The organism is Klebsiella sp. 7-CIP_Kleb. (assembly GCF_050378655.1).
Lineage (GTDB): Bacteria > Pseudomonadota > Gammaproteobacteria > Enterobacterales > Enterobacteriaceae > Klebsiella > Klebsiella quasipneumoniae.
Genome location: NZ_JBNRLJ010000002.1, coordinates 764,775 through 790,374 on the forward strand (window position 1 = coordinate 764,775; position 25,600 = coordinate 790,374).

Genomic DNA, 25,600 nt, shown 5'->3' on the forward strand with positions numbered 1-25,600 from the left:
GGGCCTGGTGCCCGGCTCAGCGAAAGGGAACAACATATGCAACGAGATTTCCAGAACAAAACGGTGGTGATCACCGGCGCCTGCCGCGGCATCGGCGCGGGTATTGCCGAGCGCTTCGCCCGCGACGGCGCGAACCTGGTAATGGTTTCCAACGCCGAACGGGTTCATGAGACCGCCGAAACCCTGCGTCAGCGCTATCAGGCGGACATTTTATCGCTGCAGGTCGATGTGACCGACGAAGCGCAGGTGCAGGGGCTGTATGAGCAGGCCGCCGCCCGCTTCGGCACCATTGACGTCTCGATTCAGAACGCCGGGGTGATCACCATCGATTACTACGACCGGATGCCAAAAGCCGATTTCGAAAAAGTGCTGGCGGTCAACACCACCGGCGTCTGGTTGTGCTGCCGCGAGGCGGCCAAATATATGGTGAAACAGAATCACGGCAGCCTGATCAACACCTCATCCGGTCAGGGGCGCCAGGGCTTCATCTATACCCCGCACTATGCCGCCAGCAAAATGGGCGTGATCGGCATTACCCAAAGCCTGGCTCATGAGCTGGCGCCGTGGAATATCACCGTCAACGCCTTCTGTCCGGGCATTATTGAAAGCGAAATGTGGGATTACAACGACCGCGTGTGGGGCGAAATTCTCAGCACCGAGCAGAAGCGCTACGGCAAAGGCGAGCTGATGGCGGAGTGGGTCGAAGGCATTCCGATGAAGCGCGCCGGCAAGCCGGAAGACGTCGCCGGGCTGGTGGCGTTTCTCGCCTCCGACGACGCCCGCTATCTCACCGGACAGACCATTAACATCGATGGCGGTTTGATTATGTCCTGAGCACGGTAGCCCGGATAAGGCGCGCCGCCAACCGGGAAGCCTGGCTCCCGATGTTCGACACTATATTGAAGAGAATAATCATTATGATCGGTAAAGACTTTGCACAACAGCTGTTTAGCCTGCGGGATCGCGTCGCCTTTGTCACCGGCGCCGGCAGCGGCATTGGCCAGACCATCGCCTGCAGTCTCGCCAGCGCCGGCGCGCGGGTGGTCTGTTTTGATCTTCGCGACGACGGTGGGCTGGCGGAAACGGTCAGTCATATTGAATCCATTGGTGGCCAGGCCTGCGCCTACACCGGCGATGTCCGCCAGCTGGCCGACCTGCGCGCCGCCGTCGCGCTGGCCAAAAGCCGCTTTGGCCGCCTCGACATCGCCGTTAACGCCGCCGGGATCGCCAACGCCAATCCGGCGCTGGAGATGGAGAGCGAGCAATGGCAGCGGGTGATCGATATCAATCTCACCGGGGTGTGGAACTCCTGCAAAGCGGAAGCGGAGCTGATGCTGGAGTCCGGCGGCGGGTCGATTATCAATATCGCCTCGATGTCGGGGATTATCGTTAACCGCGGCCTCGACCAGGCGCATTACAACTGCTCCAAAGCCGGCGTGATCCATCTGTCGAAAAGCCTGGCGATGGAGTGGGTGGCCAAAGGGATCCGCGTCAATTCCATCAGCCCGGGATATACCGCCACGCCGATGAATACCCGCCCGGAGATGGTGCACCAAACCCGCGAGTTTGAAAGCCAGACGCCGATGCAGCGGATGGCGAAGGTGGAAGAGATGGCCGGCCCGGCGCTGTTCCTCGCCAGCGACGCCGCCTCGTTCTGCACCGGCGTAGACCTGGTGGTCGACGGCGGGTTTGTCTGCTGGTGATCCTTTCCTGCTTCAGGGCGCCACGCTGCGGCGCCCCTCTCCATCCCCGCCGTTAAGCCAGAGGATACTGTTGAAACGCCGGCAGCGCCTCCCCCTTCTGCGCCAGCGCGCGAATATGCGCAAACTCCGCTGCCGGCACCACCGCCGGGATCATCAACTGGATAAAGGACCAGACCACCGTGCTGGTGACCATCACCTGGTCCGGATGCGCGGCGACAGCGCGGTCTGCCAGCCGGGCGTCCCATTCCCGACAGGCGGCGAGCAGCTGGCCGGTCACCCGGGCTATCCACGGCTGATGCTGCTTCTCTTCCGGCCGCAGACGGTGCTCATAAACATGCTGGACCGCTTTTTCACTGGCGGCGAGGATCACCCCCAGCAGGTGCAGGTCGTGGGCCAGCGCCTCGGGATGAGCGGGAAGCAGCCGACGCCCGGCGGGGTTGGCCGTTTCGAAATAATGGAGGATCAGCGTGGAGTCCATCAGCTGCGTCCCGTTATCAAGAATCACCGTCGGCGCCTTGACCACCGGATTAATACGGGAGAATTCGTCAAAGCCGCTAAAGACCGATAGCGGCAGGCTCTCAAATTCCACGCCATAGCGCGCCAGAGAAACCGCCACGCGTCTTACATAAGGTGAATCCATCATACCAATGAGTTTCATCGTCACTCCTGCCTGCGATAAAGGGGTTGCTGGCTTACCTTACTGCAAAACCCGCCCCGCGAATATCAGGGGATGCTTACCGCAATGGTTAGGAAAACTAACAAACTGGCGCCACGGGGTAGTCCGCCGGTCTCCCCTGTGCTATACCGAATGAGACAGCCTGCATCCCCTCGACAGCCTGTTCACGGCGGCTATAAAACCCGCTAACCCGGTAGTAACGTTAACGTATCGACTCACAGACTGAGAGATCACCATGGCAGATTTTCCCCCTGTCGCCAGCCTGCGCAGCTTTGAGGCGGTGGCGCGCCTCGGCAGCGTGACGCAGGCCGCCCACGAAATGAGCGTGACCCATTCGGCGGTCAGCCAGCACATCAAACAGCTGGAAGCCCTGGTCGGCGTCTCACTGTTTGTCCGCCACGGCCGCGGGGTGCGCATCACGGAAGAGGGGCGGCTCTATGCCCTGCAAATCCGCGAGGCGTTACAGCACATCGCCGACGCCACGCGGATGGTGCAGATCAAACCCCGCACCATGGAACTGACCCTGGCGACCCTCCCCTCCTTTGGCTGCCACTGGCTGCTGCCGCGGCTGGCGCGCTTTCAGGCGCGACATCCGCAGATCGCGGTGCGCCTGCTGACCAGCCTGGCGGTAGTCAACCTGCAGCAGGAGGGTATCGATCTGGCCATTCGCATGGGGCAAGGCGACTGGGAGGGGATGGAAAGCCGGCATCTGTTTGCCGATGAACAGCTGGTGGTGGCCGCGCCGCACTATCGCGGCGGCGACCTGCCGACCACCCCGCAGGCGATCGCCGCCAGCGATATCGTTTTTTCCATGGAGTCGTGGCACGCCTGGTGCAGCCAGGCGGGACTGGAAAAGACCATCGTCCCCGCGTGCCTGCGCCTGAACGACTCCAACCTGGTGCTGGAGGCGGTTCGCCTGGGGGCCGGCGTGGCGCTGGAGCGGCGCTCGCTGGTGGCGGGAGCCATAGCCCGCGGCGAGCTGGTGCAGCTCACCGCCGTCACCGTCCCCTACCCCTGGCACTACTGGCTGACCGTCTCCCCGCAGGCGGAGAACCGGCCGGAAATCGCCCGGTTCATCGCCTGGCTGGAAGAGGAGATCGCCCTCTGGCGCCAGCAGATCAGCGCTTAGCCTTCGGCCGATGGCGGCAGGCCCGCCCGGGCGGCGTGCTCCTGGGAGAGACGCCAGAAATCGTGCCCGGCGGGATACTGATAGAGGCGCAGGGAGAACTGCCCGGCCACCGCGGTAATGTACTCAAATATCGCCGACTGGGTGTTTTCGTAGTCTTTCCACAGCGTCGAGGAGGTGAAGCAGTAAATCTCCAGTGGGATACCCGACGGCGACGGTTTCAGCGTTCTCGCCACAATGTACATCTCCTTAATAATATCCGGCCGCTCGGCGAGATAGTGCATCAGGTAGTGGCGAAACAGAGTCAGGTTGGTCAGGCCGTTATCGACAAACCAGCGGTCCGCCACGCCGCCGGGATCCCGGCCGTCAAGCAACGTGGTCAAAGGCTCATTCACCCCGCGGATGGCCAGCATCGAGGAGAGCATCTCCTGGTCGAGAAAACGCACCGAGTGCTGATCGATGGCGATACTGCGCATGATCCGCCGCGCCCCGGAGGAGAACATCGCCTGCCAGTTGGTATAGGTCTCGGTGAGGAAATTCTTGGTGGGAATACGGGAGATGGTATTGTCCCAGTTGCGGATGGTAATGGTGTGCAGCGCGATATCCGTCACCTCGCCGCTGAGGTTCTTGTCAGGCATTTCAATCCAGTCCCCCAGCTGGAGCACGTCGTTGGACGACAGCTGAACGTTCGCCACCAGCGACAGCAGGGTATGCTGGAACACGATCATCAGCACCGCCGCCACCGCCCCCAAACTGGAGATAATAATAATCGGCGATTTATTCGACATCACGGCGAGGATCATAATCGCCGCCAGGATGTGAACTAAGATTTTGCCTATCTGGATATAGCCCTTAATGGAATGATTTTTACGTTTGGTTTTTCGCAGATAAGAGCTGTTAACAATATCCAGCATCTCGTTGAAAAACACCGACATAAAAATAAAAAACAAGATCCCGCAGACGGTATTAATCGCCGTCACCAGCGATGCCGGCATCGCCGGCATAAACTGCAGAACGTAATAGACGATAATAACCGGAATGAAATTGGACAGCTTTTCGGCGATGCGTCGATCCTTCTCCAGCGGCACGTCCTGTTTATGGCTACCAAAGAAGACCTTACGCACCACTTTAATCAGCAAGAACTTGCATAAAAGGTGGGCAAATATGCCGGAGAACAGCAGCAGAATAAGGTTAAATCCCACCGCCAGCGCCGGATTACTCTCAATAAACGTCAGTAGATGATTCACATACGCCATGCTTTATCGCCTGAATAACTATGCCATTTCGCTAACTGCTTTATCACAAGGGCATATATTGGAAAAAGTTAATCAATCCGCATCATGGCATATCGCTTAGCGTAACGTCCATGCGCGCACCGCCGCTAATCATTCACGGGATATATGTCAAAGTTTGCATTAATCATTATCTACGCTCACTATAAAGAGGCTTGTTATCAGGACGGAATAAGTCCAGGAGGAAACATGTTTAAAACGCTTACCGCTATTATCGCCTTAGCCGCCTCCGCCAGCGTTATGGCGCAAGGCGACGTCACGCTGAACAGTCTGGCCCACGATAGCGCCACCCGGGCGTCGTTTAACCAGATGGTCAAAGGCCATCAGCTGCCCGCCTGGGTGACCACCGGCGGCACCGGTTCGCCGGCGCAGACGGTGAAGCTGGGCAGCGAATCCTGGCAGGTGTTAAGCGCCTGCAAACCCCACGACTGCGGCCACGAGCGTATCGCGGTGATCTGGTCGGAGAAAAGCAAACAGATGTCAGGCGTTTACTCGGTGGTCGATGAAAAAACCGACCAGGAGAAGCTGACCTGGCTTAACGTCAGCGACGCCCTGTCCATCGATGGCAAAACCGTGCTGTTTGCCGCCCTCAGCGGTAGCCTCGACAACCATCCGGACGCCTTTAACTACCAGTAACCGCCCGTCGCCCCCGTCAGTCTTTCGCCGACGGGGGCTCCCTGGCTAGCCATCCGGGAACATCACGCTGTTCCCCGGCGCTTCCCTGTGCAAATGGATAAAGTTCAGGTGCCGCTCGTACTGGTCGAGAATATCGGTGATCACCTGCTCTTTGCTGTAGTCCATCAGGTCGTTACCCTGGCTGCCCTCCAGCAGGAAGGTCTCCAGCCGGTAATAGGTGGATTTCCCGCTGCGCGCCCGATAGGTAAAGCCCGGCACCGAGTACTGCTGCGGCCAGATCTTGTAGATAAAGTTCTGCTCGTCGCCCATGTGCACCAGCAGGTCGAGGTGGCCAAGGTTCTCGCCCTCTTCCGGCGGCAGGCTCTTCAGTTCCACCGCGGCGCCGCGCAGCCGCAGCTCCTGGGCCACTTCCTCCATCGCCGGGTAGCACACCGTCTCCATCATCTGTTTGGTATAGCGTGTGCCCGGGTAATTCATCAGCCGCGACAGGCGCTTCTTCCAGCTCAGCCGGTCCTGCAAGCCCATCGGGCGCGGGGCGGTGTCGCGGCTGGCGCTGACCCGGCGGTAATCTTCCACTTTCAGGGATTTATACAGTCCGGCCATCACGAAGAAAATCACAAAGCTGAACGGCAGCCCCATGATCACCGTGGTGTTCTGCAGCGCCGAGATGCCGTTGGTCATCAGCATCCCGAGGGTTAGCAGGCCGATAGCTACCGACCAGAAGATGCGCAGCCAGTTCGGGGCGTCGCTGTTAATGTCCTTCAGCTTCGAGGTGAAATTCCCCAGCACCAGCGCGCCGGAGTCGGCGGAGGTGACGTAGAACAGCAGACCGGTAATGGTCGCCACCGAGGCGCTAAAGGTAAACGCCGGATACTGCGCCAGCAGGCTGTAGAAGCCGCGCTCCGGGTGGAGCATCGCCTCCTCGGCAAAGGCCGCGTCGCCGTGGATGATCTCATACAGCGCGCTGTTGCCGAACACCGACAGCCACAGCAGGGTAAAGGTGAACGGAATGATCAGGGTGCCCATCACAAACTGGCGGATGGTGCGCCCGCGCGAAATGCGCGCCAGGAACAGGCCAACGAACGGCGACCAGGCCACCCACCACGCCCAGAAAAAGAGCGTCCAGTTGTTCATCCACTCTACCGGGCGGTCGAAGGCGAAGCTGTTCAACGTCATGCCCATAAAGCGGTTGACGTAGTCGCCGACGTTGAGCACTAACGCATTGAGCAGGAAGGAGGTATCGCCCATGAACAGCACGAACAGGATCAGCCCCAGCGCGAGGGCGACGTTCAGTTCAGAGAGCACGCGGATGCCCTTGTCCACCCCGGAGGTGACCGAGATGGTGGCGATGATCACCGACAGCGCAATCAGGGCCGCTTTCGCCGCCAGCGAGTCCGGAATATCGAACAGCACGCTCAGACCGTAGTTGAGCTGCACCACGCCGATGCCGAGGGTGGTGGCGATGCCGAAGATGGTGCCGATCACCGCCGCGATATCGACGCTGTGACCGATGGGCCCATTGATCCGTTTGCCGAAAATCGGGTACAGCGCCGAGCGGATGGTCAGCGGCAAATTATAACGATAGCTAAAGTATCCCAGCGCCATGCCCATCAGGGCATACATCGACCAGCCGGTTAAGCCATAGTGAAACAGGGTCCACACCATCGCCTGGCGCGCCGCCTCGATGGTCTGCCCCGCCCCTTCCGGCGGCTGCATATATTGCGTCACCGGCTCGGCCACGGAGAAGAACATCAGGTCGATGCCGATCCCGGCGGCGAACAGCATCGCCGCCCAGCTCAGCAAGCTGAACTCGGGCTTGGACTGCTCCGGCCCGAGCTTCACCGATCCGAAGCGCGAGCAGGCAATGCAGACGACGAAGACGATATACAGCGTCGCCGCCAGCAGATAGTACCAGCCGAAGGTTTTCGACACCCAGCCCAGGGTGCGCCCAATCCACTCGGCAGAAAAATCGCGAAAAAAGATCGTCATCAGGGAAAACAACAAAATCAGTCCGGCAGAGGTGTAAAAAACCACCGGATTGATTTTGTCCTTTTCTCTGTTTTGCGAAAGATCTGTCATCCAGTATCCCCACTGTTTTTGTAACTATTAAAATTCAATCACGTAACAATTAAGACACATTTTATATTGAACGTCCAATCAAAAACCGCTTTAATAGTTAACCAACGCTGATGAATGGAGTGGCAAAAATGCCCAAACTGGGGATGCAGCCAATCCGGCGCAGGCAACTGATCGACGCCACGCTGGACGCAATAAATGAAGTCGGAATGCACGACGCGACCATCGCGCAGATCGCCCGGCGGGCGGGCGTGTCGACGGGGATCATCAGTCACTATTTCAAAGACAAAAATGGTCTGCTGGAGGCGACCATGCGCGACATCACCAGCCAGCTACGCGACGCGGTGCTCAACCGTCTGCACGCTCTGCCGGACGGCAGCGCCGGAGAGCGCCTGCAGGCGATAGTCGGCGGCAACTTTGATGAGACGCAGATCAGCAGCGCGGCGATGAAGGCCTGGCTGGCCTTCTGGGCCAGCAGCATGCACCAGCCGATGCTCTACCGCCTGCAGCAGGTGAGCAGCCGCCGCCTGCTGTCGAACCTGGTGTACGAGTTCCGCCGCGAGCTGCCGCGCCAGCAGGCCCAGGAGGCCGGCTACGGGCTGGCGGCGCTGATAGACGGCCTGTGGCTGCGCGCCGCCCTGAGCGGCAAACCGCTGGATAAGACGCTGGCGCAGTCGCTGACCAGCCACTTCATCAGCCAGCATTTACCGACCGAATAACCGAGGAGAATTTATGTCCCGAATGGCAGAACAGCAGCTTTATATCCATGGTGGTTATACATCCGCCACCAGCGGTCGCACCTTCGAGACCATTAACCCGGCCAACGGTGAAGTCCTGGCAAGCGTACAGGCTGCCGGACGCGAGGATGTCGACCGCGCCGTCGAGAGCGCGCGGCGTGGGCAAAAAATCTGGGCGGCGATGACCGCCATGGAACGCTCGCGCATCCTGCGTCGCGCCGTCGATATCCTGCGCGAACGGAACGACGAGCTGGCAAAGCTGGAAACCCTCGACACCGGTAAAGCGTATTCCGAAACCTCAACCGTGGATATCGTCACCGGCGCGGACGTGCTGGAGTATTACGCGGGGCTGATCCCGGCGCTGGAAGGCAGTCAGATCCCCCTGCGCGAGACGTCGTTCGTCTACACCCGCCGCGAACCGCTGGGTGTGGTGGCCGGGATTGGCGCATGGAACTACCCGATCCAGATCGCTCTGTGGAAATCCGCCCCGGCGCTGGCCGCCGGCAATGCGATGATCTTCAAGCCGAGCGAAGTGACCCCGCTCACCGCCCTGAAACTTGCCGAAATCTATACCGAAGCGGGTCTGCCGGACGGCGTGTTTAACGTCCTGCCGGGTGTGGGCGCGGAGACCGGCCAGTACCTGACCGAGCATCCGGGTATCGCTAAGGTCTCCTTTACCGGCGGCGTCGCCAGCGGCAAAAAGGTGATGGCCAACGCGGCGGGCTCGTCCCTGAAAGAGGTGACGATGGAGCTGGGCGGCAAATCGCCGCTGATTATTTTCGACGATGCGGATCTCGATCTCGCCGCCGACATCGCCATGATGGCCAACTTCTTCAGCTCCGGACAGGTGTGCACCAACGGCACCCGGGTGTTCGTCCCCGCGAAGGTTAAGGCGGCGTTTGAGCAGAAAATCGTTGAGCGCGTGGGCCGCATCCGTGCGGGCGATCTGTTCGATGAACGCACCAACTTTGGCCCGCTGGTCAGCTTCCCGCACCGTGACAATGTGCTGCGCTACATCGCCAAAGGCAAAGCAGAAGGCGCGAACCTGCTGTGCGGCGGCGACGTGCTGAAGGGCGAAGGCTTTGACAACGGCGCGTGGGTGGCCCCGACCGTGTTTACCGACTGCAGCGATGAGATGACCATCGTGCGCGAGGAGATCTTCGGCCCGGTGATGTCCATCCTCACCTATGACACCGATGAAGAAGCGATCCGCCGCGCCAACGATACCGACTACGGTCTGGCGGCGGGTATCGTCACGGCCGACCTGAACCGCGCCCACAGCGCCATTCATCAGCTCGAAGCGGGTATCTGCTGGATCAACACCTGGGGGGAATCCCCGGCGGAGATGCCGGTCGGCGGCTATAAGCACTCCGGCATTGGCCGCGAGAACGGCGTGATGACCCTGCAGAGTTACACCCAGGTGAAGTCCATCCAGGTTGAGATGGGTAAATTCCAGTCCATATTTTAACCGGGAGGTTTTTTTGCAATTTGACTACATCATTATTGGCGCCGGCTCCGCCGGCAACGTTCTGGCGACACGACTGACTGAAGATCCAAACACCACCGTCCTGCTGCTGGAAGCCGGCGGCCCGGACTACCGGTTCGATTTCCGCACCCAGATGCCCGCCGCGCTGGCTTATCCGCTGCAGGGCAAGCGCTACAACTGGGCCTACGAGACCGAACCTGAGCCGTACATGAACAATCGCCGCATGGAGTGCGGACGCGGCAAAGGGCTCGGCGGCTCGTCGCTGATCAACGGCATGTGCTACATACGCGGCAACGCCCTGGACCTCGATAACTGGGCCGCCGCGCCAGGGCTGGAACACTGGAGCTATCTCGACTGCCTGCCCTACTACCGGAAAGCGGAAACCCGTGATATCGGGCCCAACGACTACCACGGTGGCGATGGCCCGGTGAGCGTCACCACGCCGAAGCCGGGCAATAATCCGCTCTTCGAGGCGATGGTTGAAGCCGGGGTGCAGGCGGGTTATCCGCGCACCGACGATCTTAACGGTTACCAACAGGAAGGCTTTGGTCCGATGGACCGCACCGTGACGCCGCAGGGCCGTCGCGCCAGCACCGCCCGCGGCTATCTCGACCAGGCGCGCGGTCGCCCCAACCTGACCATCCGCACCCATGCGCTGACCGATCATATTATTTTTGCCGGCAAGCGCGCGGTGGGCGTCGAGTGGCTGGAGGGGGAAAGCACTATCCCGTCAAAAGCGACGGCCAACAAAGAGGTACTGCTGTGCGCCGGGGCGATTGCCTCGCCGCAGATCCTGCAGCGCTCCGGCGTCGGCAATCCCGAGCTGCTCAGGCAGTTCGATATCCCGGTGGTGCACGATCTGCCCGGCGTGGGGGAAAACCTGCAGGACCATCTGGAGATGTATCTACAATATGAATGCAAAGAGCCGGTGTCGCTCTACCCGGCGCTGCAGTGGTGGAACCAGCCGAAGATCGGCGCCGAGTGGCTGTTCGGCGGCACCGGGATCGGCGCCAGTAACCAGTTCGAAGCGGGCGGTTTTATCCGCAGCCGCGCCGAGTTCGCCTGGCCGAACATTCAGTACCACTTCCTGCCGGTGGCGATTAACTACAATGGCTCCAACGCGGTGAAAGAGCATGGCTTCCAGTGCCACGTCGGTTCGATGCGTTCTCCCAGCCGCGGCCACGTGCGCCTGAAGTCGCGCGACCCGCACGCCCACCCGGCGATCCTGTTTAACTATATGTCCCATGAGCAGGACTGGCAGGAGTTCCGCGACGCCATTCGCATTACCCGGGAGATCATGAACCAGCCGGCGCTGGATAAGTATCGCGGCCGCGAAATCAGCCCGGGTATTGACTGCCAGAGCGATGCCGAGCTGGATGAGTTTGTGCGCAACCACGCCGAGACCGCATTCCACCCATGCGGGACCTGTAAGATGGGTTACGACGAGATGGCGGTGGTCGATGGCGAAGGCCGGGTCCACGGTCTGGAAGGCGTGCGGGTGATCGATGCGTCGATTATGCCGCAGATCATCACCGGCAACCTGAACGCCACCACCATTATGATCGGCGAGAAGATGGCTGACGCCATTCGCGGCCGCCAGCCGCTGCCGCGCAGCACCGCGGCGTATTATGTCGCTGGCGACGCGCCGGTTCGCCGCTAACCGTTTAGGCCACGCTTGTCCTTTCCCGTGCGGAAAGGACACTCCTCACCTTTCCTGCATCCCTTAGCGATCAAGACACGGCTGAATAATACTATCAACAGCAGCATTCACCTGTTTTGCACCGGATATCAGGGTGATACTTATCGTCCTCGCCCCAGCCACCTGATACATATCAATCTGGGCGACTCGTGTGCCGTGCTGCGAAATATCAAAGAAGTTTGGCGCATTCTGCTCGGGGATGATGCGCTCAACCTCATAGCCTTGCGGCTTCAGGGCGCTGCGTATGCAGTCATAGCGCCAGTGCAGCCCCAGCCGATCGGATACCGAATAAGTCTGATAGATGGTTTTGTCGCCGAAGGGGTGAATGACTCCGCAGGCCACCAGCAGAACGGCAATGACTATCAAGCCAAAAATTCTCATTATATTTCCATAACATAAAGACGCACCCGACATGAGCGCTGACGCTTTGCGCAGCGGAATTTACGCTGCCAGCGCTAAAAATTCAACTTTTTGTTGATAATTAAACATTGTGCGTATAACTTAATCCTGTCAGCGTATCTCCCATGGTAAAATGGCGTTCCGGGGTCGCTTCCTGACCACGATTCCAGCAGAGGATCATCCATGACATCAGAGTACACACAGCAGGTTGCACAGATCGCCGGGCCGCTTGAAGCAGCCATGGACGCCATGGCGGGAACGTTATCAGCGAATCAGGAGGTGGTGTTGCATAATCTCACTACCCCTGAACATTCCATTATCAAAATTATTAACGGTCATGTTAGCGGCAGGGGTAGTGGCGATCATTTATTAGCCGGCCCGGAAAAAGATACCGGTTTTGCGCTGCTTCTGCAGAAGACGAATAACAACAAGCCGAGAACCATAAGCGACTATAAAACCGTCACCGCTTCAGGAAAAACGCTCAATAGCGCATCGACAATTTATTACAGCGAAGAGGGATATCCGCTTATCGCCTTCTGTATTAATGTCGACCCCTCGCCTTTTGAGCAAATACGCAAGAGCCTTGACGCGCTGCTGCCATCGCCGGCGGAGGCCGCAGAGGCGGTCGATCTTAATTTAGGCGGATTGATCGATCAGTCAATCCAGGAAATCATTGATAAATATTCAGTGCCGGGTAAAAAAATACAAAAAGCGCAGCGTTTGAAAATTGTCGCTGAAATGCATACGAAAGGTATTTTTAAAATGCGCGGGGGCGTGCAGCAGGCGGCTCAGGCCCTGGGGGTAACACGATATACGGTTTATAATGACCTTGAGGTGATGAATGAAAAATAATTCACAGCAGCGCATTCGCTTTTATCAGGTCGATGCTTTCTCAAAAGGCCCCTTTACCGGCAATCCCGCCGCGGTTTGTTTGCTGGAGGCGTGGCCTGAAGATAGCGTGCTGCAGCGCATTGCGACGGAAAACAACCTGTCGGAAACGGCCTTTGTTGTCAGGCAGCCTGACGGTTTCGGATTGCGATGGTTTACCCCAGCCGTCGAGGTCGATCTCTGCGGTCATGCCACGCTGGCTGCGGCCAGCGTGCTGCTCAATCAACAAGCGCGCGATCGGGTGCGTTTTTTCACCCGCAGCGGCGCGCTGGACGTCACGTTGCATGACGGAAAATATACCCTGGATTTTCCGCTGGTTGTTCCGTCACCCATCACCGCGCCGCAAGGATTGTTCAAGGCGCTGGGACTGGCTGAAGACGCAGGTGAAACCTGGCAAGCCTCCGATATTATTGTCGTCATTGATGACGAAGCGCTGTTGGACGCGCTTAAACCCGACTTTAACGCCTTGAATGCCTTCAACACCCGTGGCGTGGTGGTCACCGCCGCATCACGGACCTTCGATTTTCGTTCTCGCTGGTTCGGTCCGCAGGTGGGAGTCAACGAAGATCCGGTCACCGGTTCGGCACATACTTTTCTGGCGCCGCTGTGGAGTGAGAAACTGGCGAAAAAAACGCTTCATGCCCAGCAAGGTGGTAACCGTAAGGGAGAACTCTTCTGCCACATCAAAGATAACGGACGTGTTGAACTCTCAGGCGAAGCCTGTCTGGTTATTGAAGGTACCTTTATTTTGTAAACCGACGAATCTATAGTTTATTTGCAAAATTATATTAGCTTAATGGCGAATTGTGATTCTCATCATCTTAAATAGGCCTCTTTAATATTTTGGTGAGAATCATTTAATAACGTCATCCAGGGTTTGCCGTTTCCAGCCCCGGAGCATTGATAATAACAGCTATTTTTATCCGTTACGTGCGAAAAGATAATAAGCGTGCTGCCTGCGCAACAGAGTCTGCGGCAGGCATAGCCAGCTTCAGCCATAAAAATGAGATTTTTAATGTTGTGTTAGCCAAAAATGCCTGAACGGGTCTTTGAATGGTTATCACTGGAATCGTTACTTTAACTCTGGGTATTAAATAACAACTAGCAAGTCGTTCATCCCGACAATATTGCCGAGAACTCACCTCTGCCGGTGTCGGAATCGGGAGCACTGACAGGGCTAACAGAGAGAATATTATGTTAACAAAACCAGATGATGAATCTAAGAAAAAGGCCACGCCCCTTGAGCGTCGTATTGTGGTTATTACGTTAGTCGCCATGTTAATACTTTATTCGGTATTAATTATGACCCACTTTCGATAACTGGTTAGTCTGTCATATTCTGCGGCCCACCGTGGCTTTCTTACAACAGGTAGCACAATGAAAAAGTTCGTTGCAGTATTCGGTTTGGCATTATTAACGTTCACCGTTGCGGGGTGTTCCAGCGATTATGTATTAGAGAAAAAAAATGGTGAGATGATTATCACCCACGGAAAACCGGAGGTCGATGACGATACTGGGTTAATCACCTATGAGGATATCGCGGGAAATGAACATGCCATTAACCGGGATCAAATTATTCAGATGATCGAGAAATAGCCTTTGTATGGGCAGGGCTGGCGTGATGCGCTCTGCCCATTCACTTTGCAGAGTTAGCGAAACGCCTCCAGGCGTTTGATCTGCTGCCCGTCGGCAGTAAAGTTTTCCGCCGCCAGCCACGCCCGCAGCGCCGCATCGCGCGCAGGCCACTCGCCGTCGATGATGGACAGCATATCGCTGTCGCGCGTCCGCCCTTTACGCACCAGCCTCTGCCGCAGACGTCCTTCCCAGCTAAAGCCCAGCCGTTCGGCGGCGCGGCGCGAGGCGACATTCATCGAATCGCATTTCCACTCCAGCCGACGATAGCCATGGTCAAAGCCGTTCTTCAGCAGCAGCCAGACCGCTTCGGTACCCAGCGGGGTGTTTTTCATCCGTCGCGACCAGGTGACATGGCCGATCTCAACCGTGCCCATTTCCCGTTCGATCGCCATATAGCTGACGATGCCTACCGCCTGCTCGCTGCGCAGGTCAATCACCGCATACGGCACCAGGGCATCATCATTCACCTTGCCCGCGATCCAGTGGGCGGTCGCTGCCACGCTCTCCGGCCGCGTAGACGCCAGCCACGTCCAGTCGCTGTTGTCACCGAGCGCATAGGCGGCAAACAGATCCGCCGCATGACGGTCAACGTCCAGCGGCTCCAGTCGACAAAAACGGCCATTTAACGCCGTCCGTCGCAAGACTCGCGCCCCCTGCCAGCCTGGGACAAGGTCGTTCACCTGCTGGCCAAACTCATTGATTTCCGGCACACCCACCTCCTCGCAATAGACAATGCGTTATAGCAAGAAGCCCGCAGCGGAGAAAGGCGCTTCTGCGCGACCGGCAATAACCTGTCGTTCTTGATTATGCGTTTTTAGCATAAGAATATCCTTATTTTGACTTTACGCCTTTTGGCAAGCGGCCTAACGTAGCGAGGCATAAAAAATTAAAATAACCATTTTTCAGGGATTGCACATGACCAAAAAACTGTTGCCTTTACTGGTACTGACGGCGCTCTCCACCGCCGCGCATGCCGCCACGCCGCCCAACACGCTGGTAGTCGCCCAGGGTCTCGACGATATCGTCAGCCTCGACCCGGCGGAAGCGAACGAACTCTCCAGCATTCAGACGGTCCCCAGCCTCTACCAGCGTCTGGTGCAGCCGGACCGCAACAACCCTGAAAAAATCGTACCGATTCTCGCCGAAAGCTGGCAGGCCGATCCGGCGGCGAAAACCCTGACCATTAAACTGAAGCCGGATGCCAAATTCGCCTCCGGTAATCCGCTGCGCCCGGAAGATGTGATTTTCTCATACACCCGCGCGGTGACGCTGAATAAATCGCCAGCGTTTATTCTCAACGTGCTCGGCTGGCAGCCGGACAACATCGCCAGCCAGCTGAAAAAAGTTGACGATCATACCCTGACGCTGCACTGGACCGCCGACGTCAGCCCGGCGGTGGCGCTGAATATTCTCTCCACCCCCATCGCCTCCATCGTTGATGAAAAACAGGTGGCGCCGAACGCGAAAAATAACGACTTCGGCAACGACTGGCTGAAGATGCACTCGGCGGGCAGCGGGGCCTATAAAATGCGCGCCTACCAGCCGCATCAGGCCATCGTGCTGGAGGCCAACGCCAGCTCCCCCACCGGCGCGCCAAAGATCAAAAGCATTATTATTAAAAACGTCCCCGACCCGGCTTCCCGCCGCCTGCTGATCCAGCAGGGGGATGCCGACGTGGCCCGCGACCTCGGCGCTGACCAGATAGCCGCCCTGCAGGATAAACCCGGCGTGAAGGTGCTGAGCATCCCGTCCGCCGAGCAAAACTACCTGGTGTTTAATACCGCCAACAGCGCCAACCCGCTGCTGAATAATCCGGCCTTCTGGGAGGCGGCGCGCTGGCTGGTCGATTATGAAGGCATCACCAAAAATCTGCTGAAAGGACAGTACTTTATTCATCAAAGCTTCCTGCCGGCCGGACTGCCGGGGGCGCTGGAGACCAATCCTTTCACCTTCAACCCGCAAAAAGCTAAGGCTATCCTCGATAAAGCGGGCATTAAGGATGCCCACTTCACCCTCGACGTGGAGAACAAACCGCCGTTTATCACCATCGCCCAGTCGCTGCAGGCCAGCTTTGCCCAGGGTGGGGTGAAGGTGGATCTGCTACCCGCCGCCGGCAGCCAGGTCTATGCCCGGGTGCGCGCGAAGCAGCATCAGGCGGCGATCCGCCTGTGGATCCCGGACTACTTTGATGCCCATTCCAACGCCAGCGCCTTTGCATGGAACGATGGTAAATCCAGCACCGTGGCCGGGCTCAACGGCTGGCAGATCCCTGAGCTGAATAAAGCCACCCTCGCCGCGGTGGCGGAGCCGGACCCGGCGAAACGCCTCGACCTGTACAAAACGATGCAGGAAACCCTGCTGCAGCATTCGCCATACGTCTTTATAGACCAGGGGAAAACCCAGATCGTGGTGCGCGACAACGTGAAGGGCTATCAGCAGGGGCTGAACGCCGATATGGTCTGGTACGATAACGTCACCAAGTAAGCGGGTTATGTCACCGGGCATGGCGGCCTCGCCCTGCCCGGATGACCGTTTCGCCACCCGGGTCCGGTGGGCGTCGCGCCGCCGGGAACCATGTTGATATACCAGGAATTTCCATTTTCCATGCCATCGTTTTCCACTCATCTTACCCGCCTGCTGCAGGGGCTGTTTACCCTGCTGCTGACGCTGTTCGGGCTGCTGCTGGTCACCTTCGCGCTCTCCGCGCTGTCGCCGGTCGACCGCGTGCTGCAGATCGTCGGCGACCATGCCAGTCAGTCGACTTACGACCAGGTTCGCCATCAGTTGGGTCTCGACCAACCGCTGCCGGTCCAGTTCTGGCACTACCTGGTCAACCTGTCCCATGGCGATCTTGGCATCGCCAGCGCCACCGGCCAGCCGGTGCTTCACGACCTGCTGGCGGTCTTTCCGGCAACCCTTGAGCTGGCGACCCTGGCGCTGATCGTCGGCGCGGTACTGGGCATCGTCGCCGGGGTACTGTGCGCCCGTTACGCCGGTTCGCCGTGGGATTTGGCGGTGCGCACCTTTACCCTGTTGGGCAACTCGGTGCCCATTTTCTGGCTCGGCCTGCTGATGCTGGCCCTGTTTTACGCCCGGCTGCAGTGGGCGCCGGGCCCGGGTCGACTCGACGATATTTATCAGTACACCGTCGAGCCGCGCAGCGGTTTTGCGCTGATCGACACCTGGCTCTCCGGCGATACCGCCGCATTTAAAAATGCCATCGGCCATCTGGCGCTGCCGGTGCTGGTGCTGGCCTATTACTCGCTGGCGAGCATCACCCGCCTGACCCGCTCCGCCTGCCTGAGCGAGATGAACAAAGAGTACATTCTGCTGGCGCGGGCCAAAGGGGCTGGTGAGATGACAATTCTGCTGCGCCACGTCCTGCCCAATATCCGCGGCACTCTGCTGACGGTGACCGCCCTCGCCTGGACCTCGATGCTCGAAGGGGCGGTGCTCACCGAAACCGTCTTCTCGTGGCCGGGGATCGGCCGCTATCTCACCACCGCGCTGTTCGCCGGGGATACCACGGCGATCATGGGCGGCACGCTGCTGATTGGCGTGAGCTTTGTGCTGATCAATAACCTGACCGACCTGCTGGTGCGGTTAACCGACCCGAGGGTGCGCTGATGCCGACTTATCTGTTTTTACGCCGTCTGCGCCGATCACCCGCCGCCTTCAGCGGCCTGGCCCTGGTGATCCTGCTGGTGCTGACCGCGCTGTTCGCCCCGTGGCTGGCGCCGCACGATCCCAACTGGCAGGATGCCGCCGCCCGCCTGCAGGGACCTGGCGCGGGGCACTGGCTCGGCACCGACAGCTACGGCCGTGACCTGCTGTCGCGCCTGCTCTACGGCGCCCGTCCGGCGCTGGGTCTGGTGGCGCTGGTAACCGCCATTACCCTGCCCGTCGGGCTGCTGGTGGGTATCCTCTCCGGCTACTATGGCGGGTGGCTGGAGCGAATACTGATGCGGTTTACCGACGTGGTGATGTCGATGCCGCGGTTGATCCTCGCCTTCGCGTTCGTGGCGATGCTCGGCCCGGGGCTGGTCAACGGCGCGCTGGCGTTAGCCCTGACTACCTGGCCGGCCTACGCCCGTCAGGCGCGCAGCGAAATTCAGCGCCTGCGTCATAGCGACTATCTCGCCGCGGCGGAGATGCTGGGCATCCGCGGCGGGCGGCTGCTGGTCGGCCATATTCTGCCGCTATGTCTGCCGTCGGCAATTGTCCGGCTGGCGCTCGATCTGGCGGGTATTATTCTCGCCGCCGCCGGGCTCGGCTTTCTCGGCCTTGGAGCTCGCCCGCCGATGGCGGAGTGGGGAGCGATGATTGCCGACGGGATGCAGGTGATTTTCGACCAGTGGTGGATCGCTGCCATCCCCGGCGCGGCGATCCTGCTCGCCAGCCTGGCGTTTAACCTGCTGGGCGATGGCCTGCGCGATATTCTGGAGCCGCAACATGACTGACATCCGACTGACCGTGCAGGGACTCGCTGTCGACTACCCCACCGCCCGGGTGGTGGACAACGTCAGCTTCACCCTCGGCAACGAGCGGCTGGCGCTGGTGGGCGAATCCGGCTCCGGCAAATCAATGACCGCCCGGGCGCTGATGGGCCTGGTGCGCAAGCCCGGGATAGTGAGCGCCGAACGGCTGGAGGTGCTGGGGCGTGATGTGCTGACCCTTAGCGCCCGCGGCTGGCGCGAGCTGCGCGGCAACGATATCGCTATGGTGCTGCAGGACCCGCGCTATGCGCTGAATCCGGTGCAATCCATTCAGACGCAGCTGGAAGAGGCGTTAACCCTGCATCAGCGTCTCAGCCGCCGCGGGCGCGCCGAGGCGGTCAAAGACGCTATCGCCGCTGTCGGTCTGGATCTCCCGGTCCTCAGCCGCTATCCCGGCGAACTCTCCGGCGGGATGGGGCAGCGGGTAATGATCGCCCTCGCGCTGCTCAATAACCCGAAGGTGCTGATAGCCGACGAGCCGACCTCGGCCCTTGACGCCCGCCTGCGCAACCAGATCCTCGAGCTGCTGGTGGAGCAGTGCGCGCAGCGGCAGATGGCCATGTTACTGATCAGCCACGATCTGCCGTTAGTGGCCGCGCATTGCGATCGCGTGCTGGTGATGTACCAGGGGAGACAGGTCGACGAGATGCCAGCGCGGGCGCTACCGACGGCGACGCACCCTTATACCCGCACCCTGTGGACCTGCCGGCCGAATGCGCATACTTACGGCCAGATGCTGCCGACCCTCGACAGAACTCAGGACTTTACGGAGACGGCCCATGGCGATCGTTAATCTTCAGGATTTACAGGTAACATTCGGCGCGAAGACGGCGGTCTCCGCCGCCAGTTTCCGTGTCGACGCCGGGGAAACCTTCAGCCTGATCGGCGCCTCGGGCTGCGGTAAATCGACGATTTTGCGCGTGCTCGCCGGATTACAGCGCGAATGGCGCGGCAGCGTGGATCTGCTCGGCCAGGCCATTACGCCGGGCGCCCGCTTTCAGGGCGAGCTGCGGCGCAACGTGCAGATGGTGTTTCAGGATCCGTATGCTTCGCTGCATCCCAACCATACCCTGTGGCGCACCCTGGCGGAGCCGCTGCAGATCCACGGCATCCGCGACGTTGCCCCGCGGGTGACCACCGCCCTTGAGCAAGTGGGTCTGGCCGCCGACGCCGCGCGCCGCTATCCGCATCAGCTCTCCGGCGGTCAACGGCAGCGCGTGGCCATTGCCCGCGCCCTGCTGCTGCGCCCGCAGCTCCTGCTGCTGGATGAGCCGACCTCGGCACTGGATATGTCGGTACAGGCGGAAATCCTCAATCTGCTTAACCGCCTGAAACAGGAGCACGGCATGACCTATCTGCTGGTCAGCCATGATGCCGACGTCATCGCCCATATGTCCGATCGGGCAGCGTTTATGGCGGAGGGCGTGATCCAGCGCTTTTTCGATCGCGACGCGCTGGTCAACGGGGAACACCGAATGAGGTGAAGGCAGCGGATGCGCGGTTGTTTTGTCGGGTGGCGCTTCGCTTACCCGACCTACGATTCGTGCGACCTGCCGTTAATTTACCCACTTGCGGCGACTGAAACTGCCAGTTTTCCCCCTATCCCTATGTATGAAGGGCCGGAGTGAGGCTCGGTTTTCCCCCTCTCCCTGTGGGAGAGGGCCGGGGTGAGGGCAACAGAGCGCACCCTGTCCCCGCTTGCCCGGCGCCTTAGCCCGATGCGCCGTTGCTTTGTCGGGTGGCGCTTCGCTTACCCGACCTACGATTCGTGCGACCTGCCGTTAATTTATTCACCAGCCTTGCTGAAACTGCCGGTGCTGGCGGCCTCAAAATCGCTGAGACGTTCCCGGAAGGCCGGGGCAGCCCGCATGGATGCGGGCTGAGGGCCGTGTTTTGCAGGGACGCTGCCTCGGCCCGACCCGAAGCCTGCAGGGAAAAGTCGAAGGTACCGCGCAGCGGCGATTTTGCTGGCCGGAGCCCGGGGGTACAGGGGGCGGCGGCGACTGGCCGCCCCCTGTGCGCTCCTTGCGCCATGAATGACATAACGCAGACGATTAGCCGGGAGCGCAAACTACGCTGAAGCCACCGATAACATAAACAACCACACTGCAGTGCTTCCCCTCACCCTGGCCCTCTCCCGGAGGGAGAAGGAACCGTCCGGCTGGCGTTTAGGCCCGCGCATGCGCAGCGCCGCCAGGCAAGATATCAGGCACGGTACCCGTGATTTTGCCGGGTGGCGGCTGCGCCTTACCCGGCCTACGGGATCCACACACAGGCTCATACCCCGTAGGCCCGTGCAAACGCAGCGCCGCCGGGCAACAGTATCCGGCCCCCTCCCCTACTTCGCCAGGCTGGCAAAGCGGGCGAATACCGCATCAAAAATCGCCAGCCCCTGCGCCACCTGCTCAGCAGTAATGGTGCACGGCGGCACCACGTGAATACGGTTTTCCACCACAAAGGCCAACAGTCCGGCCTCGGTTAAGGCCCCTTTGATCGCGGCCATGTCGGCGGCGGTCAACGGCGCTTTTTGTTTACGGCTGCTCACCAGCTCCAGCGCCTGGAACAGGCCGCGACCGCGCACCTCGCCGATAATGGCGTGCTTCTCCGCCAGCGCCTCGAGGCCGGGTCGCAGCACCTCGTTGCCGATATAGGCCGCGTTCTCAACCACCTTCTCCTCTTTCATCGCGTCGATGGTGGCGACAATCGCCGCCATCGCCAGCGGATGGCCGGAGTAGGTCAGCCCCCCGGCAAAGAAGTGGTCGTCAAAGTAGCGGGCAATCGGCTCGCTAATCAGCACCCCGCCCGCCGGCACGTAGCCGGCGTTAACCCCCTTGGCAAAGGTCACCAGATCCGGCACCACGCCATCCTGTTCGAAGGCGAACCAGCTGCCGGTGCGGCCAAAGCCGGCCATCACCTCATCGAGGATCAGCATGATGCCAAATTCGTCGGCCAGAGCGCGCACGCCCTGCATATAGCCTGCCGGCGGCACGAGGATCCCGGCGGTGCCGGGGATGGACTCCAGCAGGATCGCCGCGATGGCCGTCGGCCCCTCGCATTCAATGATCCGCCGCAGATGCGCCAGCGCGCGCTGGCACTCCTCTTCCTCGGTCGCGGCGTTGAACTCGCTGCGGTAAAGGTAGGGGTTGAAGAAGTGTATATGGCCGCGGGAGAACTCATTCGGCACCCGGCGCCAGTCGCCGGTGGCGGCGATCGCGCTGCCGGTGTTGCCATGGTAGGAACGATAGGCCGAGAGCACCTTGTCGCGCCCGGTATAGAGCCGCGCCATGCGAATCGCGTTCTCATTGGCATCCGCCCCGGCGTTAGTGAAGAACACCTTGCTGAAGCCCGCCGGCGCCAGGTCGACGATGCGCTTCGCCGCTTCGCCGCGGGCAAGGTTGGCGGTGGCGGGCGCGATGGTGACCAGGGTCTCCAGCTGAGCTTTCATGGCCGCCAGCACCCGGGGATGTTGATAGCCAATGTTGACGTTCACCAGCTGGCTGCTGAAGTCGAGCCAGGTATTCCCCTCATAATCCCACAGCTCGCAGCCTTGCGCCCCGGCGATGACCAGCGGGTTGAGATTGCCCTGCATCGACCATGAATGAAACACATAGGCGCGATCCAATTGCCGAACTTCGTCATTGCTTACCGCGACCTCGTTGTGAATTGCCAGCTTCATACCTTGCCCTCTCTCATGTCGTAGTGGTTGGCTTCATCATTGGCCGCGGCCGCGCAAATCGGATAGAGCCAGTGCGCGCAAAACGATGTGACACGGTGTCACATCCCCGCCCGTCGTCTGGCCCTGTGCCTTGCCGTCCGGCGTTTTTATAGTGAAGGGACAACCGCACAGGAGAATGAGATGGCAACGAGCAACGTAGTGTTTATCACCGGGGCGACCTCGGGTTTTGGCGAAGCGGCAGCGCAGGTGTTTGCCGACGCGGGCTGGTCGCTGGTGTTGAGCGGGCGCCGCTATCCGCGACTGAAGGCCTTACAGGACAGCCTCGCCGCTAAGGTGCCGGTGCATATTATTGAGCTTGACGTTCGTGACAGCGAGGCAGTGGCTGCCGCCGTGGCGTCGCTGCCCGCCGATTTCGCCGATGTCACCACCTTGATCAACAACGCCGGGCTGGCGCTGTCGCCGCTGCCGGCGCAGGAGGTGGCGCTGGAGGACTGGAAAACGATGATCGACACCAATGTCACCGGTCTGGTGACGGTCACCCACGCCCTGCTGCCGACGCTGATTCGCCATGGCACCGGAGCGAGCATTATCAATATCGGCTCGATCGCCGGACAGTGGCCCTATCCCGGCAGCCATGTCTATGGCGCCAGCAAGGCCTTCGTGAAACAGTTCAGCTATAACCTGCGCTGCGATCTGCTTGGCACCGGCGTGCGAGTCACCGATCTGGCGCCGGGGATTGCCGAGACCGAATTTACCCTGGTGCGCACTAAGGGCGACCAGGCGGCATCGGATAAACTCTATCGCGGCACCACGCCGCTGAGCGCGCGCGATATCGCCGAGCAGATGTTTTATATCGCCACGCTGCCGGCGCATATGAACATTAACCGGGTAGAGGTGATGCCGGTGCGTCAGGCGTGGCAGCCGTTCGCCATCGATCGGGATTAAGCGAAGCCCGACGCTTCCCCTGCCGGCGCTGCCGGCAGGGGGGACAGGCCGGTCTAGCGGCTGCTTTGCAGAAACTGCCTGACGCGCTCGGAGTCAGGTTGGGTGAAGAACTTCTCCGGCGGCGCCTTCTCAATCAGCAGCCCCTTCTCCAGAAACACCACCTCATTGGACACCTGGCGGGCAAAATCCATCTCGTGGGTCACCACCACCATGGTGTAGCCCTCGGCGGCAAGGGCTTTCATCACTCCTAACACCTCGTTCACCAGCTCCGGATCCAGCGCCGAGGTCGGTTCATCGAAGAGGATAACTTCTGGCGACATCGCCAGTGAACGGGCGATCGCCACCCGCTGCTTCTGCCCGCCGGAGAGGGTGATCGGGTAGACATCGGCTTTGTGCGCCATGCCGACTTTCTCCAGTTGCTGCATGGCCATGGCCTTCGCCTCGTCCCGCTTCATGCCCTTAACGCGCAGCAGCGCCTCACTGACGTTTTGCTGCACGGTCAGATGCGGCCACAGGTTAAAACTCTGAAACACCATCCCCACCCGCTCGCGGATTTTGGCCAGCTGGCGGTGCGACATCGCCCGGCCGCGCTGTTCATCAATCCCCAGCCGCTGACCGCCGATATGAATTTCACCGCGGTCCGGCTGTTCCAGCCAGTTCATACAGCGCAGCAGGGTGGATTTTCCCGACCCGGACGAACCGAGAATACTCACCACGGTCCCCTTCTCCACCGTCAGGTTAATATCCCGCAGGACTTCCACATTATCGAACTGCTTGGAGACGTTTTTGACGCTTACGGCAATAGACTCAGGCATGGCTCATTCCTCGTTTGGCTCCCCAGGCGGTCAGGCGCTTAATCAGCAGTTCCAGCAGAATGCTGATCGCCCAGTAAAGCCCAATGGCGACGATAAAGGCGTTAAACGGAATAAAATAGGTCGCCTGGACGCTGTTGGCGGCGGCGGTGATCTCCTGAACGGTAATAATGCTCAGGAAAGCGGTGTCCTTCAGGCAGATAATCAGCTGATTGCCGATCAGCGGTAAGGCGGAAGAGACGATATTGGGTAAAATAATCCGCCGAAAAATGGCATAGCGAGAAAAGCCCTGAGCAATCGCCGCTTCAATATACCCGCCAGAAAATACCCGCCGCTGGCTGCGCAATATTTCAAAGAAGTAGGCGCCATGATAAATAATCAGGGCCAGTAAACCGGCGGTCCACGGCTCCATGCTAATACCGAGCTGCGGCAGTCCGTAATACAGCAGATAGGCGAGGATCAAAAAAGGGATCGCGCGCATCAGGCTGACAAAGCCAATGATAACCCGGTTAAGGACTTTCTTTTGATATTCACTCAAATAGCACAGCGCAATACCGATAATAAGGGCCGCCAGGGCGGCGGTAATAAACAGTTCGAGGGTCGCGAATAACCCGGCAATAAAGCTATCGCGTACCGACCAGATAACGCCCCACTGATTCATAATACCTCCCGTTGCTAGCGCGCCAGGCGCCTGGCTTTCCGTTCCGCGATCCCCTGCAGCTTCAACAAACAGCCGATGATCGCCACATACAGCAGGCCGGCGGCGAGGATCGGCGACAGCGGCTCGTAGGTGACCGAGGAGATACGGTTGGTCACCCGGGTAAGATCCACCACGCCAATCACGGCGATCGCCGGGCTACCTTTGATCAAAAACGACATCTCATTGACCAGCGCCGGCAGGCTTTCGATCCACATCTGCGGCAGCATGATGTAGCGGAAGTAGGTCCAGCGGCGCATCCCCACCGACTCTGCCGCCTCCCGCTGTTCGCGCGGAAAGGTGCGGAAGGCGTTGCGCCAGATCTCAGCGTTAAACGCCGACGTGTTAAGCGTCAGCGCCACGATGGCGGCCACGTTCTTGTCGAGGTTAATACCCATCGTGGGCAGCGAAAGAAACAGAAACAGCACCAGCGTCACCAGCGGCGTCGCGCGGGCCAGGCTGATATAGACCACCAGCAGCTGGTCGATAACCGGCAGACGCAACATCCGCACCAGGGCGATCAGCAGCCCCGCCACCACCCCGAAGGCGATAGCGATGGCCGAAATCCAGAGGGTCGTCCATGCGCCTTCGATTAATAACTGCCAGGAAATTGCATCCATG

At 59.8% G+C, this 25,600-nt stretch carries 25 protein-coding genes; 16 read left to right on the plus strand and 9 right to left on the minus strand.

Translation table 11 applies throughout. From position 1 onward, the window contains the following. Positions 1-36: 36 nt before the first annotated feature. Together ACQUTI_RS11295 and ACQUTI_RS11300 are read left to right on the plus strand one after the other, a co-directional pair. Positions 37-834: an SDR family oxidoreductase gene (locus ACQUTI_RS11295; protein ID WP_002893589.1), complete on the plus strand. Its 798-nt coding sequence runs from the start codon at positions 37-39 to the stop codon at positions 832-834. An 83-nt stretch (positions 835-917) separates the two neighbouring features. Next, positions 918-1,703 (plus strand): SDR family oxidoreductase, encoded by a 786-nt coding sequence (locus ACQUTI_RS11300; RefSeq protein WP_053810664.1) that lies wholly within the window; start codon positions 918-920, stop codon positions 1,701-1,703. Positions 1,704-1,755: 52 nt separating this feature from the next. On the opposite strand, the gene ACQUTI_RS11305 is transcribed toward ACQUTI_RS11300, so the two are convergent. Further along, entirely contained in the window at positions 1,756-2,361 is a 606-nt protein-coding gene (locus ACQUTI_RS11305; protein WP_428923268.1) for a glutathione S-transferase, read from the minus strand. Positions 2,362-2,614: 253 nt separating this feature from the next. Between ACQUTI_RS11305 and ACQUTI_RS11310 the strand changes: the two genes are divergently transcribed. Then, complete coding sequence (locus tag ACQUTI_RS11310; protein WP_065878898.1) at positions 2,615-3,508, plus strand: LysR substrate-binding domain-containing protein; 894 nt, start codon at positions 2,615-2,617, stop codon at positions 3,506-3,508. Here ACQUTI_RS11310 and ACQUTI_RS11315 read toward each other — a convergent pair. Beyond that, positions 3,505-4,761, minus strand: a complete 1,257-nt coding sequence (locus ACQUTI_RS11315) for a mechanosensitive ion channel family protein (RefSeq protein WP_049116389.1) — start codon at positions 4,759-4,761, stop codon at positions 3,505-3,507. The genes ACQUTI_RS11310 and ACQUTI_RS11315 overlap by 4 nt on opposite strands. Positions 4,762-4,986: 225 nt before the next feature. On the opposite strand from ACQUTI_RS11315, the gene ivy reads away from it, so the two are divergent. After that, positions 4,987-5,433 (plus strand): Ivy family C-type lysozyme inhibitor, encoded by a 447-nt coding sequence (ivy, locus tag ACQUTI_RS11320; RefSeq protein ID WP_017899040.1) that lies wholly within the window; start codon positions 4,987-4,989, stop codon positions 5,431-5,433. A gap of 45 nt (positions 5,434-5,478) precedes the next feature. Here ivy and betT read toward each other — a convergent pair whose 3' ends face one another. Then, complete coding sequence (betT, locus tag ACQUTI_RS11325) at positions 5,479-7,512, minus strand: choline BCCT transporter BetT (protein ID WP_004885674.1); 2,034 nt, start codon at positions 7,510-7,512, stop codon at positions 5,479-5,481. A gap of 128 nt (positions 7,513-7,640) precedes the next feature. Between betT and betI the strand changes: the two genes are divergently transcribed. From betI to betA, 3 genes are read left to right on the plus strand one after another with little or no spacing between them, the layout of a single operon-like run. After that, the gene (betI, locus tag ACQUTI_RS11330; protein WP_017899038.1) at positions 7,641-8,228 is read left to right on the plus strand and encodes a transcriptional regulator BetI; all 588 of its coding nucleotides are present in this window, start codon (positions 7,641-7,643) and stop codon (positions 8,226-8,228) included. Positions 8,229-8,241: 13 nt separating this feature from the next. After that, positions 8,242-9,714 carry a betaine-aldehyde dehydrogenase gene (gene betB, locus ACQUTI_RS11335; protein WP_004885669.1) on the plus strand — a complete coding sequence of 491 codons (1,473 nt, stop codon included), beginning with the start codon at positions 8,242-8,244 and terminating at the stop codon, positions 9,712-9,714. A 13-nt stretch (positions 9,715-9,727) separates the two neighbouring features. Further along, positions 9,728-11,392 carry a choline dehydrogenase gene (betA, locus tag ACQUTI_RS11340; RefSeq protein WP_017899036.1) on the plus strand — a complete coding sequence of 555 codons (1,665 nt, stop codon included), beginning with the start codon at positions 9,728-9,730 and terminating at the stop codon, positions 11,390-11,392. A gap of 63 nt (positions 11,393-11,455) precedes the next feature. Here the strand turns inward: betA and ACQUTI_RS11345 are convergent, their stop codons facing one another. Then, positions 11,456-11,812 (minus strand): hypothetical protein, encoded by a 357-nt coding sequence (locus ACQUTI_RS11345; protein ID WP_023319928.1) that lies wholly within the window; start codon positions 11,810-11,812, stop codon positions 11,456-11,458. Between the two features lie 201 nt (positions 11,813-12,013). On the opposite strand from ACQUTI_RS11345, the gene ACQUTI_RS11350 reads away from it, so the two are divergent. The 3 genes from ACQUTI_RS11350 to ACQUTI_RS11360 all read left to right on the plus strand — a co-directional run bounded on the left by ACQUTI_RS11350 (position 12,014) and on the right by ACQUTI_RS11360 (position 14,314). Beyond that, positions 12,014-12,682 (plus strand): helix-turn-helix transcriptional regulator, encoded by a 669-nt coding sequence (locus ACQUTI_RS11350; RefSeq protein ID WP_057213881.1) that lies wholly within the window; start codon positions 12,014-12,016, stop codon positions 12,680-12,682. Beyond that, positions 12,672-13,472: a PhzF family phenazine biosynthesis protein gene (locus ACQUTI_RS11355; protein WP_122542609.1), complete on the plus strand. Its 801-nt coding sequence runs from the start codon at positions 12,672-12,674 to the stop codon at positions 13,470-13,472. Before ACQUTI_RS11350 ends, ACQUTI_RS11355 begins: the two co-directional genes overlap by 11 nt. A 623-nt stretch (positions 13,473-14,095) precedes the next feature. Next, on the plus strand, positions 14,096-14,314 hold the full coding sequence (locus tag ACQUTI_RS11360) for a YgdI/YgdR family lipoprotein (RefSeq protein ID WP_004885657.1): 219 nt from the start codon (positions 14,096-14,098) through the stop codon (positions 14,312-14,314). 53 nt (positions 14,315-14,367) lie between these two features. Here the strand turns inward: ACQUTI_RS11360 and ACQUTI_RS11365 are convergent, their stop codons facing one another. Continuing rightward, positions 14,368-15,063 (minus strand): GNAT family N-acetyltransferase, encoded by a 696-nt coding sequence (locus ACQUTI_RS11365; RefSeq protein WP_049004473.1) that lies wholly within the window; start codon positions 15,061-15,063, stop codon positions 14,368-14,370. Between the two features lie 205 nt (positions 15,064-15,268). Here ACQUTI_RS11365 and ACQUTI_RS11370 point away from each other — a divergent pair, with 205 nt between their 5' ends. The 5 genes from ACQUTI_RS11370 (at position 15,269) to ACQUTI_RS11390 (ending at position 20,333) form a co-directional block, all read left to right on the plus strand. Then, complete coding sequence (locus ACQUTI_RS11370; RefSeq protein ID WP_216555855.1) at positions 15,269-16,837, plus strand: ABC transporter substrate-binding protein; 1,569 nt, start codon at positions 15,269-15,271, stop codon at positions 16,835-16,837. Positions 16,838-16,957: 120 nt separating this feature from the next. Beyond that, positions 16,958-17,980, plus strand: a complete 1,023-nt coding sequence (locus ACQUTI_RS11375) for an ABC transporter permease (RefSeq protein ID WP_004885648.1) — start codon at positions 16,958-16,960, stop codon at positions 17,978-17,980. Continuing rightward, positions 17,980-18,813: an ABC transporter permease gene (locus ACQUTI_RS11380; protein ID WP_004885647.1), complete on the plus strand. Its 834-nt coding sequence runs from the start codon at positions 17,980-17,982 to the stop codon at positions 18,811-18,813. Before ACQUTI_RS11375 ends, ACQUTI_RS11380 begins: the two co-directional genes overlap by 1 nt. Then, positions 18,806-19,642 (plus strand): ABC transporter ATP-binding protein, encoded by an 837-nt coding sequence (locus ACQUTI_RS11385; RefSeq protein WP_023319923.1) that lies wholly within the window; start codon positions 18,806-18,808, stop codon positions 19,640-19,642. Before ACQUTI_RS11380 ends, ACQUTI_RS11385 begins: the two co-directional genes overlap by 8 nt. Further along, the gene (locus ACQUTI_RS11390; protein WP_049116395.1) at positions 19,629-20,333 is read left to right on the plus strand and encodes an ABC transporter ATP-binding protein; all 705 of its coding nucleotides are present in this window, start codon (positions 19,629-19,631) and stop codon (positions 20,331-20,333) included. Before ACQUTI_RS11385 ends, ACQUTI_RS11390 begins: the two co-directional genes overlap by 14 nt. An 854-nt stretch (positions 20,334-21,187) precedes the next feature. Here the strand turns inward: ACQUTI_RS11390 and ACQUTI_RS11395 are convergent. Next, entirely contained in the window at positions 21,188-22,525 is a 1,338-nt protein-coding gene (locus tag ACQUTI_RS11395) for an aspartate aminotransferase family protein (protein ID WP_428923269.1), read from the minus strand. 180 nt (positions 22,526-22,705) lie between these two features. Here ACQUTI_RS11395 and ACQUTI_RS11400 point away from each other — a divergent pair, with 180 nt between their 5' ends. Continuing rightward, positions 22,706-23,470, plus strand: coding sequence for an SDR family NAD(P)-dependent oxidoreductase (locus ACQUTI_RS11400; RefSeq protein ID WP_048323300.1), 765 nt, complete (start codon positions 22,706-22,708; stop codon positions 23,468-23,470). 53 nt (positions 23,471-23,523) lie between these two features. On the opposite strand, the gene ACQUTI_RS11405 is transcribed toward ACQUTI_RS11400, so the two are convergent. From ACQUTI_RS11405 to ACQUTI_RS11415, 3 genes are read right to left on the minus strand one after another with little or no spacing between them, the layout of a single operon-like run. Next, the gene (locus ACQUTI_RS11405) at positions 23,524-24,285 is read right to left on the minus strand and encodes an amino acid ABC transporter ATP-binding protein (RefSeq protein WP_004151676.1); all 762 of its coding nucleotides are present in this window, start codon (positions 24,283-24,285) and stop codon (positions 23,524-23,526) included. Then, positions 24,278-24,943, minus strand: coding sequence for an amino acid ABC transporter permease (locus ACQUTI_RS11410; RefSeq protein WP_004885631.1), 666 nt, complete (start codon positions 24,941-24,943; stop codon positions 24,278-24,280). Before ACQUTI_RS11410 ends, ACQUTI_RS11405 begins: the two co-directional genes overlap by 8 nt. A 14-nt stretch (positions 24,944-24,957) precedes the next feature. Then, positions 24,958-25,599, minus strand: a complete 642-nt coding sequence (locus tag ACQUTI_RS11415) for an amino acid ABC transporter permease (protein WP_002893187.1) — start codon at positions 25,597-25,599, stop codon at positions 24,958-24,960. Between the last annotated feature and the right edge of the window lies 1 nt (position 25,600).